The following is a 13150-nucleotide window of genomic DNA, read 5'->3' as shown; positions in this document are numbered from 1 at the left end:
AGCACTACAGTAAATCGGTTGCCAGTTGAGCCAGACCGGAGCGTTCCCCTTTTTCCAAGGTAATATGACCGCTTACCCCTTGACCCTTGAACTGCTCTACAATGTAACTCAGACCATTGCTTGATGCATCCAGATACGGATGGTCAATCTGTTCCGGATCACCCATCAAGATGATTTTACTGCCTTCACCAACCCTGGACACAATCGTTTTCACTTCATGACGGGTCAAATTTTGGGCTTCATCAATAATGATAAATTGTCCCGGTATGGAACGTCCGCGAATGTAAGTAAGCGCCTCGACTTGAATGCTCCCCAGACCCACCAAAATTTTGTCAATATCTCCGGGTTTCTTGGTGTCGAACAAAAATTCCAGATTGTCATAAATCGGTTGCATCCACGGCCGCAGCTTCTCTTCCTTTTCCCCCGGCAAATATCCGATGTCTTTACCCATAGGCACAACAGGACGGGCGATTAACAATTTTTTAAATTTATGTTCATCTTCAACTTTCAACAATCCAGCCGCCAAAGCTAATAACGTCTTTCCTGTTCCCGCTTTACCCGTCAGTGTAACAAGGGGGATATCCTCATTTAGAAGAAGCTCTAGCGCCATTCGTTGTTGTGCATTGCGTGCGGCAATTCCCCAGATTGGCTCATTACTTAAGTATAGCGGCTCCAGTTTTTTGCCATCGGTAGTCACTTTGAGCAATGCTGATTTAGAAGTACCCATCTCATCTCTCAGAATAACAAATTCATTCGGATGCAACCCGTAATTTACATTCAGATTGTTAATGGAAAGAAATCTGTAGGTATAGAATTCATCAATTACCGCAGGATGCACCATTAGCGTAACATAACCCAAGTACATATCGGATAATTGAACGGTGCGATCCGAAAGGTAATCCTGAGCTACCAATCCGAGCACATCCGCTTTAATTCTAACCAAAGTGTCTTTACTTACCATAACGACCGGCTTAGGGTTGGTGGTGCTTTGTTGTTCCAGATGATAATTCAACGCAACGGCCAAAATACGATTATCATTATTCACTTCGCTGAACATGTCCTGAAGCTTATTGAAGCTTCTGTGGTTGAGCTCGACTTTCAATGTTCCGCCATTATCCAAAGCAATTCCTTCATAAAGCTTTCCTTTACCTCTCAAACCATCTAATAACCTGGAAATATAACGGGCGTTGCGCCCCAGTTCGTCGGCATTACGTTTCTTGGAATCAATTTCTTCAAGAACCACCGCGGGGATGATGACTTCGTTCTCTTCAAAAGCAAACATGGCATTAGGATCGTGTAGTAATACGTTGGTATCCAATACGAATATTTTTTCCACCTAAAGTCCCCTCCGTGCGTTTGTTTTCCCCAAACAGGATAATACATAGAAAAGTTCTTTAAGGATACACTATCCATGGGTTTTAAAGGAATTTAAGAAAGGGTGAATGTGATGAAAACAATTGTTGGCACAGTATTGATTCTGACTATCCTTGCCGGTTGCAATGCTTCCCGTCAGAACGAGGCCGCTCCTGCTCCTTCACATGATAAGTATTATGTAAAAACGGAGCAAACGATACCGGAACGACCTGTCATAAATGATTCCAAAAGTGTTTCGGCGCATCTGGAAAGCTTGGCTCGCGCTGTTCCGCATGTGAAGGACGCCAACTGCGTGGTTATCGGAAATACGGCTATCGTTGGGGTTAACGTAGCGGAGGATTTAGACCGATCCCGAGTAGGAACGATTAAATACTCTGTGGCGGAAGCTCTGCGTAAAGATCCGTATGGCAAGTACGCTGTAGTTACAGCCGATCTGGATCTGGCAGGAAGGCTGAAGGACATCCGCCAAGACATTAACAACGGGAGACCAGTTCAAGGCTTCGCAGATGAGCTCGCCGATATTGTGGGCCGTGTCATGCCGCAATTCCCCAGCGATATCCGCTCTCCGGATGAGTCCCCGGTGCATGATAAGAAACATGTGAAACAGAATGATCTTTAAGCACTAATGATGAATAATGTGAATCCAGGGAAAGCACACTATGATCAGAACCTTCAGGCAACCCGATCCTCAGCAATTTTGTTCATATAAAAAAGCCCAAGTTCAATAAGAACTAGGCTTCTTTAAAAAGAACTGGGGCAAACCACAAGACAATGCATCCCCTGGATCCACAGTTGAACAGCATTCAGTTAAAGGCCAATCCATGCAATTAAAAGTTTCGGTTACGACCATGGAATCAGTCCTCCTGGGAGCGATGATTACAAGCATAGTATAGCACAGTTATCCACTATACAATAGTGTCCTTTGCCTATTCGCTTTGGCCCAAACGCGCTTTCAGCTTGCTCTTGGCCGCTTCCAGTTGTTCTTCATCAATACGAATGTACGGGCTTCGCCATGTCCCCTCTAAAGGAACATATTCTATATTATCGTTGTTGATGCCCATATATGTTTTTATGAAGCTTGTTAATTGCTGGGACGGTATATCGGTCTCAATGTTGTTTCCGACAGCATCGAAAATCCCGCCAACTTTCACAACACCTTCAACAGATTTAATCTTGTTCAATAACTGGTGAATCACTTCTTGCTGGCGTTGGTTGCGTTCCAGGTCACTGGAAGCGCCGGTACCTTTATTGGATTTACGATAGCGAACGTAATCCAGTGCCTCATCTCCGTTAAGCTCCTGTTGACCTTTCTTGAGATCAATATCCGTACCGTCGGCAGTGTCCACATATCTCATGTCCATATCAACATTAACATCAATACCGCCGACAGCGTTAATGACGTCCTTGAAACCGTTGAAATTCACTACGGACACATAGTCAATCGGTACATCCAGATACTGTCCGAAGAAACTCTTCATGTTGGCTTCAACCGGGTCTGAGTAATCGTTCTTGTTATGAAATGCGGCGTAGTAAGAGTTCGCTTTGGAAACACGGTTGAACCCGGTCACTTCCATTCGGGTATCCCTTGGAATGGAGACCACTGTAGCGGACTTGGTTTGCGGATTCATCGTAATCACCATAATTACATCCGTTAACATCGTATGCGTTTCTTTACGACTGTCCAATCCAAGCAGAAGAATCGTCTTTGGCTTAACCTCTGCTAAATCCTCTTTGGGAACAACAACGTTCCCTTCTTTGTCATCCGCGGCTACCTCATCTAACAGACCGTTCAGCTTAAAGTAGGTGTATCCCGCAAATCCGGCGATACCCAAGCCTGCTATCAACATCAACATCAGGAATAGTCTGAGTAATTTACGCGGTTTCTTAGGCTTCTTCTTAGCTCTAGAAGGCATTCCGGTTGTTTTCGGTGAAGTCATAAGACGCATCCTTTATTGTTCATTATATTTGGGATTGTCATTGATGTCCTGGAGCAGTCGATAAGCATCCACCCGATCATACACCCGAAATTTTCGATTCCCGGCTTCCGTATAGAATACATGAATATTCTCTTCGTCCGCGCTTGAAATTCCGAAAGGAAGGGCATGATGGTCTTCAGTCAGCATCAATTCGAAGAAATCCCGGGTATCCGCAGCAGCCCGATCTTCAGGGCGCGCGTCGGCTACCAGTTTAATTTGTAACCAGTTGTAAAGAGTATCCCGCAGATTCATGAAGCTTCTTCCTGTTGTGCTTGTTGCTCTTTCCTCTTCTGTCTGGCTTCGACGAAGTAACGGATTTTCACCATTAGCATAAGTCCAATCGCCACAGCCAAACAAGGGATAATCGGTAAACCGGCATCCAGCTGAAAAATCAGCAGCATGCCGGCTCCGAAAGCAATCAAGATATAGATAATTAAATCTTTAAGAAGTGGAAGTTTCCGAACACGGAATACTTTATTATAGATGAACACCAGACCGATATAAATCAATCCAAAGGCAATCCATGGGTGCGCGAGCAACCATTCATTCATCGTAAGTATCCTCCCGTTAGCCCCGATCCTTAAACGCTGGCTTCTGCGTTCTTGCGGTTCTTCTCAGAACGTTCACGCTCTGCTTTGTTTAAGATCTTCTTACGAAGACGGATCGATTTAGGCGTAATTTCGCAATATTCATCATCATTCAGGTACTCCAAAGCTTGCTCCAATGAGTACAAGCGAGGTGTCTTCATCTTCACGGTATCGTCTTTACCGGCGGAACGAATATTGTTCAGTTGCTTTTCTTTACAGATGTTTACGATAATATCCGTATCGCGTGTATGCTCGCCGATAATCATACCTTCGTATACTTCCGTACCCGGCGTTACGAACAAGATTCCGCGATCTTCAATCGACAAGATTCCGTACAAGGTGGAAACGCCGGTCTCATTGGAAACCAGAACCCCTTGATGACGTCCGCCGATGTTGGCGCCCATATATGGACCATAGCTGTCAAAGGCATGATTCATTACACCGTAACCGCGAGTCAACGTAAGGAAGTTCGTACGGTAACCGATCAATCCGCGAGCAGGAATCAAGAACTCCAAACGCACCGTTCCTGTTCCGTTGTTGATCATGTTAACCATCTCAGCTTTACGGGAACCCAAGCTTTCCATAACTGAACCCATGGAATCATCCGGCACATCAATGATCAGACGCTCGATCGGCTCTGATTTAACACCGTCAATCACTTTAACGATAACTTCCGGCTTGGAAACCTGCAATTCAAAACCTTCGCGGCGCATGTTTTCAATCAGAATTCCTAAGTGAAGTTCACCGCGGCCAGAAACGATAAACGCGTCTGGAGAATCCGTGTCTTCCACACGCAACGCAACGTCCGTTTCTAATTCTTTGTATAAACGCTCGCGCAATTTACGGGAAGTAATCCACTTTCCTTCTTTACCGGCGAACGGACTGTTGTTAACGACAAATGTCATTTGCAAAGTCGGCTCGTCAATGGTCAATACAGGCAATGCCTCTGGATTATTAGGATCGGCAATCGTTTCACCGATATTAATTTCTTTAATACCCGCGATCGCGATAATATCTCCCGCTCCCGCTTGTTCTACTTCAACGCGCTTCAAGCCTTGGAAACCGAACAACTTTTCAATCCTCGCTTGCTTGGTTTGTCCCTCACGAGTCATAACCGCTACGGATTGGCCTTGTTTAATAATTCCACGGTTCACGCGACCTACCGCAATACGGCCAAGGTATTCATTATAATCCATCAACGTAACCAGGAATTGCAATGGTTCTTCCGTGCTTTCCGTCGGTGCAGGGATATGTTTAACGACAGTTTCATAAATGGCTTGCATGTTGCTGTCTTGTTTCTCCGGCTCGGATTCCATGGATGATGTTCCGTTCAACGCGGATGCGTACACGACAGGGAATTCAAGTTGCTCGTCGTTCGCTCCAAGTTCGATAAACAGATCAAGCACTTCGTCAACAACTTCAGTCGGACGAGCATTAGGACGGTCGATCTTGTTTAAGACTACGATCGGAGTCAGATTATGCTCCAAAGCTTTACGCAATACGAACTTGGTTTGCGGCATACAGCCTTCAAACGCGTCAACGACCAACAGTACGCCGTCAACCATCTTCATAATCCGTTCCACTTCGCCCCCGAAGTCAGCATGTCCAGGTGTATCAACGATATTAATCAGATATTCTTTATAGGTTATAGCCGTATTTTTGGCCAAAATGGTGATGCCGCGTTCTCTCTCCAAATCGTTGGAGTCCATCGCGCGCTCATGAACAACCTCGTTGTCACGAAACGTTCCGGATTGTTGAAGCAGCTTGTCCACCAGTGTTGTTTTCCCGTGGTCAACGTGTGCGATAATCGCGATATTTCTAATGTTCTCTCTTAAATGCATAATCCCTATCCCTTCTGGTCTGTCGGTCTTCTTTAAAGAACCGTATCAAATGTGAATCATCGCCAATTTCATAAAAGTAGCGCCGGAGTACATACCGACGCCATCATATATATAATAGTATACTTGATGAAACAGGTAAAAAGCAATGTTATCCTCATCTGTTCTTATTATTTATTACAATAATTAAAGCTCCCAAAGCCATGAAAAGCATGGCGATTACGTGCACCCCCGCGTGCAGGAGCCCGTTGATGATGAGCGATGCAACAGACAGCAATCCCATGACGAGAGCGGCGGTCAACGCGGAACGATCCCGCTTTCGGACAGCCAAATAATACTCAAGCATTCCTATGGATATGCCGACGGGCAACAACGGCCAGCCCCAAAGCCGCCATGCTCGTTCCGAAAGCGCTTCGAGTATTCCCAGCAATCCTGTCCATGCCAAAAAACCTCCCGCAATTAAAATAAACAGGGGAGCTTTCCGGCTGACAACTAACGTATGAAGAACTAGACTCAAACCACATAATACACCCGGAAGAAGCCATTCCCGGGAATAGCGGACTATTCCCGTCTTCGACAGCAGCATGACGGCCCCAAGACAGAACAGAAACCATCCCACATCATGAAAGGGCAGTTTCCTCCGGTTTCTATAACGGAGCATCACGTAATATGAATCCACTTGGCGCGCTGAAGCAGACCCAGCCCCAATATAATTACCGTTAAACCGATGGGAATACCCAGATGCATCATCTCATTATGATGTAGAACAAGTTCATTCACTTTAGGATCGCCCACAAACATTTCGCCTGCCGTAAAGCCAAGAATTCCGGCACCCATTAACGTCAAAATGGGGAACATCTGCAGCAATTTCATAATCATGCCGCTTCCCCACACGATCAATGGAATACTCAGCGTAATTCCCAGGATGATCATGGCGTAATCACCTTCTGCCACAGCGGCGATGGCGAGCACATTATCCAGACTCATGACGATATCCGCCACGATAATCGTTTGAATCGCGCTTCTCAACGTAACTGGACTCGCAATATGCTCTTCGTTCCCTTCTTCAGCCAACAACTTTACAGCGATATAAAATAAGAGCAGCGCGCCAATGGCTTGAATAAAAGGCACGTCCAACAAAATTACCGCAACGACCGTAAGCACCAGGCGCAGGGCCACGGCACCGCCTGCGCCCCACCAAACCGCCTTCTTCTGCTGAGCGGGAGGCAGATTTTTACTGGCCAACGCGATGACGACCGCATTATCTCCGCTAAGCAGTATGTTGATAAGCATAATTTGCAAAAATAAGATAAATTCGTCCATGTGTACAACCCCCCATAATACAATCTATGAAAGGGTTTCGGAAATGATTACGGATTACATTGACTAACTCTTTCAAATTTCGTTATAATTTATCCGGTTTCTATGAAACCAATTTAAGGTACATACGTATAGACAATTACGTTGTATTGCATGGGTAGTCGGTTAATGTGACAACCTAAGACATAAGAAGGAGTGGAAGCATTGGATTTCTTGACGTTAGATTTTTTCTCAAAGCTTTTGACAATTGTATTTATCGACCTGATTCTCGCCGGCGATAATGCGATTGTAATCGGGATGGCCGCCCGTAATTTACCGAAGGAAAATCAGAAAAAGGTTATTCTTTTAGGTACCGCGGGAGCTGTCTTAATTCGGATCGTTGCCACTTTGTTAATCGTATGGCTATTGGAAATTCCTTGGTTGTTGGTAATCGGAGGGGCGTTACTGATCTGGATCGCCTATAAATTGTTGGTTGACGATGCGGAGCCCCATGAGCTTGCCGCGGGCAGCAGCATCTGGGCCGCAGTGCGTACGATCATTATTGCCGATGCAGCTATGGGCTTAGATAATGTTATTGCCGTAGCTGGCGCGGCACATGGCGATTTTACCCTTGTAGTATTGGGCTTGCTAATCTCTATCCCGATTGTTGTTTGGGGAAGCACCTTGTTTATTACCATTATTAACCGTTTCCCATGGGTAATTTATTTAGGATCGGGTATATTGGCTTACACCGCCGCTAAGATGGTTACCCATGAACCTAAGCTCAAAGGCTTTTTTGAAGAAAATGCCCTTATATACTGGGGATTTATCGCAATCGTAGTCATTGGCGTTCTGGTTGGCGGCAAGTTGGTCAGCTCGAGAAAGAAAGCCACTAAAAACCAAGGTCAGCTATCATAACAAAGAAATACCTCGCAGGGCTTGTATGAGCCTTACGAGGTATTTTTTTTATATCAGAAAAACCTTTCCATATCTTCACTTAGCGAAACTTCAATACCTTCTTGCTTAGGGGCATACCCCGTATCAAACAAGTGAGAAAGCATGAAGCTTTCTGTATCTTTAACCGCCTTTTCAATCTCCTCTTCCAGCCATGCGGCCCTGCCTTCAATCCGTTCCAAAACATTAATATTTGGATTGGTGCTGGGTGACTTGGGCACAAACAAAGTGCAACAATCCTCATAAGGCAGTATGGATGTGTCATACGTCCCGATTCGATGAGCAATTCGGATGATATCCTCTTTGTCCATCGTAATCAGGGGACGCAACAGCGGCATATCGACAACACTTCCGATGGCATTCAGACTAGGCAGTGTTTGACTGGCCACCTGCCCTAAGCTTTCTCCGGTAACCAACGCTTTGGCGCCGTTCAGATCGGCAAGACGTTCGGTGATGCGGAACATCGCCCGGCGCATCAGGGTAATCATTAAATTAGGCTGCCCCATAGCGTTAAGCCTTGTTTGAATCTCGGTAAACGGCACCATGTGCACTTTAATTTTACGCGTGTAACCCGCTAAATGCAGTGACAAGTCGATTACCTTCTGTTTAGCCCGTTCACTCGTGAAGGGAAAAGCATGGAAATGTACTGCTTCAATCTCCAATCCCTTGCGCATGGATAACCAACCGGCTACAGGACTGTCAATGCCGCCTGAAAGCATTAACATCGCTTTCCCGTTACTCCCGACAGGATAACCTCCCGCACCGGGGATGATATCCGAGAAAATGTAGGTACCCTCTTCCCGAATCTCTACGCGAAGCTCCACATCCGGTTCATGTACATCGACTTTCAACCCTGGAAACGCCCGTAATACCGCGCCTCCGATCATAGGATTCATCTCTTGCGTATCGTGATGATATTCCTTCCATGTTCGTTTCACCGAAACTTTGAACGTCTGAGGACGTTTGCTTAATCCTTCCATCACTTGCACCGCGGCGGTACAAATCGCTTCAGAGTCATGGCTTCTCCGCAATACGGGAGAGAACGTTTGGATTCCAAAAATTTTGCTTAATTTAGAGGCTACGGAGGGGTAAGGAGCCCCGTTCAGCTCCAGAAAAAAACGTCCGTAAGCCTTTCGGTAAGTAAGCTCTCCGAAATCTTTTAACACATCCAAAGTATAGTGGATCACGGCTTGTTCGAATCGGTTCCGGTTTTTGCCTTTCAAGGTCAACTCACCAAAGCGAAGTAATATCAAATCAGGGTTTATCATGTCCAGTTCCTCACTAGCGGTTGTAATTTGTCTACAGTCATCCTTAACGAGCGGCAAAGAAACGCTGCGTCCTTCTCCGTGTGCTCACCCGAAAGGGAAATACGAATTCCCGAGCGGGCGCGCTCTTCATCAAAGCCCATCGCAAGCAGCGTCGCGCTGGGCTTCTCGGTCTTGGAGCCGCAGGCGGATTGGCTTGACACATACACTTGATGCTTCTCCAGCATATGGACGACCACCTCGGCCTTCATGCCCGGGTAGCAAAAGTGGATAATGTGCGGCGCCATATCCGCCTCGCTCTCCGAGCCGGTCAGGCTTAGCGCGGGCAGCGCCTGCACCTGCTCGGTCACCATACGCCGCAGCTTGTACAGATGCGCCGTATGGTCCCGCTCCATCGTGAGGCGGCAGGCTTTGGCCGCCGCCACGATGCCGGGCACGTTCGGCGTACCGCTGCGCGCGCCGAACTCCTGGCCGCCGCCGGCGAGCTGCGGATGCAGCTGCACGCCGGCGCGGCGAAACAGCAGTCCGACCCCTTTGGGACCGCGGATCTTATGAGCGGAGACGCTCATCAGATCGATGTGCCAGTCACGGGGGCGGACCGGGATCTTGCCGATGCTCTGCACAGCATCGACGTGAAAGAGCACGCGCGGGTGATTTGCCAGCACCCGCCCAAGCGCCTCTACGGGCTGTATACGGCCAGTTTCGTTGTTGACGTGCATGATGCTGACGAGAATCGTCTCGTCCGTCAGCGCTTGCTCCAGGTCTTCTGCGGACACGGCGCCGGACGAATCCACAGGCAACCGGGTGACGCGGAAGCCTTCGTCTTCCAGTTGCCGGAACGTTTCGGCTACCGATGCATGTTCGATTGAAGATGTAATTAAATGCCTGCCTCGGTTGCGATATTGATATGCGATGCCTTTCAGAGCCAGATTGTTGCTTTCTGTTCCACTGGAAGTAAATATAATTTCTCCGGGCAATACGCGCAGAGCCGAAGCCGTTACCTCTCTGGCTCGGGTCAGCAGCTGCTCCGCCTCATGCCCGAGGCGATGCAAGGAGGACGGATTTCCCCAGTGACGTTTCATCACTTCGGCCATAGTATCGACCACCTCATCAAAGGGCGGGGTTGTTGCGCTATGATCAAAATACAGCATGTTCTATAACTCCTTCTTCTGCCAAAAAGAAAATGATCACAATGGCTTCACGAGAAGCATTCTGATCATTTCACATTATTCTTATCTGTTATTATATCATATATTGTTCGCGGGCTTTCAATACTTTCTCCACATAACGCTGTGTCTCTCGAGGAAGCTTGTCATAGTTGGCGTACAGTTCGCCATTCGTTGAAATCCCCAGTCGATCCATCCGGCCAGGTCCGCAGTTATAGGCTGCTATAGCTACAGCTTCGTTACCGTCGTACTTCCTCAGTAAGTCAGCCAGATATTGAGTCCCTCCCTCAATATTCTGGGACGGGTCATACGAGTCACGAACACCGAGAGAAGAAGCCGTACCATCCATCAGCTGCATCAATCCTTTCGCGCCGGCGGAGGAGACAACGTTAGGATTAAAGGAGGATTCTGTTCGGATGACCGCTTTAATCAGACTTACGTCCACACCATGCTTACGGCCGGCCTGTTCAATCAGTGCATTGAATTCGGTGGAAACCGTGCTTCCGTTCTGAAAATATTCCATAGATAAGGCTGAAACCTGATTAACAACAGATGGCATAATGTTCACAGGCATGTCTGTAAATGAAGACTGGATTCCAGTTCCTTCAACTATGGATGGCAATGAGGCGTATTGATCTATATTCCGAAACAGTAATGGATTGGGTACCGGTGCAAAGTAATTTCTTAATTCGTCTACATCAGTCAAGCCAGAACCGCCGCTTATGGCCGACTCCTCGGAATTCATGACATTCTGAAGCGTCTGCGCAAAGCCGGAATCCATACCTGTAGAAGGTTCATTGGAAAGGCTGTCATTATTGAAGCTTGTTGTAATGTCCGCAGTACGCAACTGCAATTTAAGAATTTCACCAATCAATCTGGAATCAATCGCCATATGTATACACCGCCGAAGTAAATTTGTCCTACTCAGTTTACTACATATTGGAAAAGCACGCCAGCGACTGTTGACCTATTTCAACAAAAAACAACAGGCTCCCGAAGGAACCTGTTATTCGTTACCGATAATACCTCTGAGCGAAGAAATAAGCGATTAACGAGACGAGCCCGATGGCAATGGCCCAACCGCCTGTCGTTCTTGCTCCCCGGGAGTAACCGACGAAGCCAAGTATAATCCCTGCCGGAGCCAAAAGTCCGGGAAACAGAATTAAGGACAAGATGGATGCCAGCAAACCCCAAAAGCCAAACGTTCTTCCCTCGGACTGTGTCTGGGAGGACGTGTCTTCTTTCGTTGAGCTGTTGCTTGCAATTGGTGCGCGCGGAGCCGAAGATGGTGCCATTAACAGTGGCGTTGCCCTCGGAGCTGATTCGGCCGCAAACTCTTCTTTCACAGCGGTGTCCGGAAACGAATTTTCCGCGTTCGTAACGAATGTGGATGTTTTAACGACCTCTTGTTTCTCAATATGCTTCTCCGCCGGAGCTACTTCTGATCCGAATTCCTCACCCGTGTTTGAAGTAAACTCTTTCGGTTTATCCAATACCTTGGACGTTGTAAATTCCTGTTTTGTGTGAGTTACGGTTTTCTTTACAGGAACAGCGGTCTCTTCACCAAATTCGACTTTATTTTCCGGGTTCGGTGTCGCCCCGTTTTCACGCTTAAACTCGTTACGTTCAGGTGACGTTACCCCGCTTGCGGGTTCGCCATAAACATGATTACGATTCGAAAATGGGTTGCGGTTGTTGTCCATCGGCACTAATGCCTCCTTACATCGTAAACAGATTTCTATTCATCCTTCGGTCTAAAAGTGTGGCAGCAAGTAGCGGATGAAGTTTTCACTTCGTCCTTGTGATCGGAATCAAATGATTCTCCGGCAAACTCTTCGTTATAATTCATCCTGGAATGAGCATCGATATCAATCATAATGGCATCGGCTTGGCAGTTATTTCCTTGTCCCCAAAAATTACAGTTGGAAACACTGCATTTAACAACTGGTTTTTCCATGTGAGTATCACCCCCCAATTAATTTCCCCACATAGGCAAACCTCTATCCGACCCTGCATATTGGCAAAATAATCCCGTAAATACAGCAATTGTCCATAGAAAAAAGGAACACCTTGAGGTGTCCCTTTACTTTAATTCTTTGTAATTGTTATTAAACTTTCTCGCCTTGAATACGGCGTTGCGTAATATAATCGGACTCATAATAAGCCAAATCTTCACGAAGCTCTTCGAAAATGGAAGACAAAGAAAGCACGGTATTCTTCACTTCACTATGAGGAGCTGTTCTGAAGCGAATAGCATCTTGTCCAGTGTAAGCGTAACGTCCGTCCTCCGCGTAGCTTTCATTCTTCGGATAGAAATAAGCGTTCACACATTGATGGTACACTTCATAAAGCGCTTTTTCGGAAGGTTCCACAGGAAAATTCGGACGACGCAGCAACACACCTAGTTTCTCGTAGTTAACTTCTGAAAATACCAGCAGTTGACGCAAGTCCGATAAACATCCGCTGTAAAACAGCTCGCTGTTCGGCTCCTCCGCGGTCAGTTGCGGCAAAGCATGGCGATTCAGAAAAGTCTCCAATATGCTGCTTGCTTCTTTCAGTTTTGCCCGGGTTGTTTCACAAAGGTTTTTGACATCATTGTTAGCCATCAAGAAAAAGCCCTCCCAAGAGATTGTGACCGATCGTTAATTCTGTTCATCATAAAAAACAAATCATTCAAAGTTCATAATAAAT

At 46.7% G+C, this 13150-nt stretch carries 15 protein-coding genes; 2 read left to right on the top strand and 13 right to left on the bottom strand.

Annotated elements, in window-relative coordinates; genetic code table 11:
* Positions 1-4: 4 nt before the first annotated feature.
* Complete coding sequence (locus tag SY83_RS14895; RefSeq protein WP_068607830.1) at positions 5-1336, bottom strand: PhoH family protein; 1332 nt, start codon at positions 1334-1336, stop codon at positions 5-7.
* Between the two features lie 111 nt (positions 1337-1447).
* Here SY83_RS14895 and SY83_RS14890 point away from each other — a divergent pair, with 111 nt between their 5' ends.
* Positions 1448-1993 (top strand): YhcN/YlaJ family sporulation lipoprotein, encoded by a 546-nt coding sequence (locus SY83_RS14890; protein WP_068607822.1) that lies wholly within the window; start codon positions 1448-1450, stop codon positions 1991-1993.
* A gap of 307 nt (positions 1994-2300) precedes the next feature.
* On the opposite strand, the gene SY83_RS14885 is transcribed toward SY83_RS14890, so the two are convergent.
* The 6 genes from SY83_RS14885 to SY83_RS14860 all read right to left on the bottom strand — a co-directional run bounded on the left by SY83_RS14885 (position 2301) and on the right by SY83_RS14860 (position 7098).
* Positions 2301-3311, bottom strand: a complete 1011-nt coding sequence (locus SY83_RS14885) for an LCP family protein (RefSeq protein ID WP_231891262.1) — start codon at positions 3309-3311, stop codon at positions 2301-2303.
* Positions 3312-3323: 12 nt separating this feature from the next.
* Positions 3324-3602 carry a hypothetical protein gene (locus SY83_RS14880; RefSeq protein ID WP_068607819.1) on the bottom strand — a complete coding sequence of 93 codons (279 nt, stop codon included), beginning with the start codon at positions 3600-3602 and terminating at the stop codon, positions 3324-3326.
* Positions 3599-3901 (bottom strand): YlaH-like family protein, encoded by a 303-nt coding sequence (locus tag SY83_RS14875; RefSeq protein ID WP_068607817.1) that lies wholly within the window; start codon positions 3899-3901, stop codon positions 3599-3601. Before SY83_RS14875 ends, SY83_RS14880 begins: the two co-directional genes overlap by 4 nt.
* Before the next feature lie 29 nt (positions 3902-3930).
* Positions 3931-5778: a translational GTPase TypA gene (gene typA / locus SY83_RS14870; RefSeq protein WP_068607813.1), complete on the bottom strand. Its 1848-nt coding sequence runs from the start codon at positions 5776-5778 to the stop codon at positions 3931-3933.
* 154 nt (positions 5779-5932) lie between these two features.
* Complete coding sequence (locus SY83_RS14865) at positions 5933-6292, bottom strand: hypothetical protein (RefSeq protein WP_197479869.1); 360 nt, start codon at positions 6290-6292, stop codon at positions 5933-5935.
* A 143-nt stretch (positions 6293-6435) separates the two neighbouring features.
* Complete coding sequence (locus SY83_RS14860; RefSeq protein WP_068607809.1) at positions 6436-7098, bottom strand: TerC family protein; 663 nt, start codon at positions 7096-7098, stop codon at positions 6436-6438.
* A gap of 201 nt (positions 7099-7299) precedes the next feature.
* Between SY83_RS14860 and SY83_RS14855 the strand changes: the two genes are divergently transcribed.
* Positions 7300-7992 (top strand): TerC family protein, encoded by a 693-nt coding sequence (locus SY83_RS14855; protein WP_068607807.1) that lies wholly within the window; start codon positions 7300-7302, stop codon positions 7990-7992.
* Between the two features lie 53 nt (positions 7993-8045).
* On the opposite strand, the gene thiI is transcribed toward SY83_RS14855, so the two are convergent.
* The 6 genes from thiI to SY83_RS14825 form a co-directional block, all read right to left on the bottom strand.
* A complete protein-coding gene (gene thiI / locus SY83_RS14850) occupies positions 8046-9293 on the bottom strand; it encodes a tRNA uracil 4-sulfurtransferase ThiI (RefSeq protein ID WP_068611125.1) in 1248 nt (415 codons plus the stop codon).
* On the bottom strand, positions 9293-10444 hold the full coding sequence (locus SY83_RS14845) for a cysteine desulfurase family protein (RefSeq protein WP_068607805.1): 1152 nt from the start codon (positions 10442-10444) through the stop codon (positions 9293-9295). Before SY83_RS14845 ends, thiI begins: the two co-directional genes overlap by 1 nt.
* Positions 10445-10535: 91 nt before the next feature.
* Complete coding sequence (locus SY83_RS14840; RefSeq protein ID WP_231891261.1) at positions 10536-11351, bottom strand: lytic transglycosylase domain-containing protein; 816 nt, start codon at positions 11349-11351, stop codon at positions 10536-10538.
* Between the two features lie 121 nt (positions 11352-11472).
* A complete protein-coding gene (locus SY83_RS14835) occupies positions 11473-12162 on the bottom strand; it encodes a hypothetical protein (protein ID WP_068607803.1) in 690 nt (229 codons plus the stop codon).
* Positions 12163-12197: 35 nt separating this feature from the next.
* Positions 12198-12416: a DUF1540 domain-containing protein gene (locus SY83_RS14830; RefSeq protein WP_068607800.1), complete on the bottom strand. Its 219-nt coding sequence runs from the start codon at positions 12414-12416 to the stop codon at positions 12198-12200.
* A 151-nt stretch (positions 12417-12567) separates the two neighbouring features.
* Entirely contained in the window at positions 12568-13065 is a 498-nt protein-coding gene (locus tag SY83_RS14825; protein ID WP_068607798.1) for a YpuI family protein, read from the bottom strand.
* Between the last annotated feature and the right edge of the window lie 85 nt (positions 13066-13150).

This window comes from Paenibacillus swuensis (assembly GCF_001644605.1).
GTDB classification, from domain to species: Bacteria; Bacillota; Bacilli; order Paenibacillales; family DY6; genus Paenibacillus_N; species Paenibacillus_N swuensis.
The sequence above is the reverse complement of the archived record's forward strand: the minus strand, read 5'-3'. Positions and strand labels throughout refer to the sequence as shown.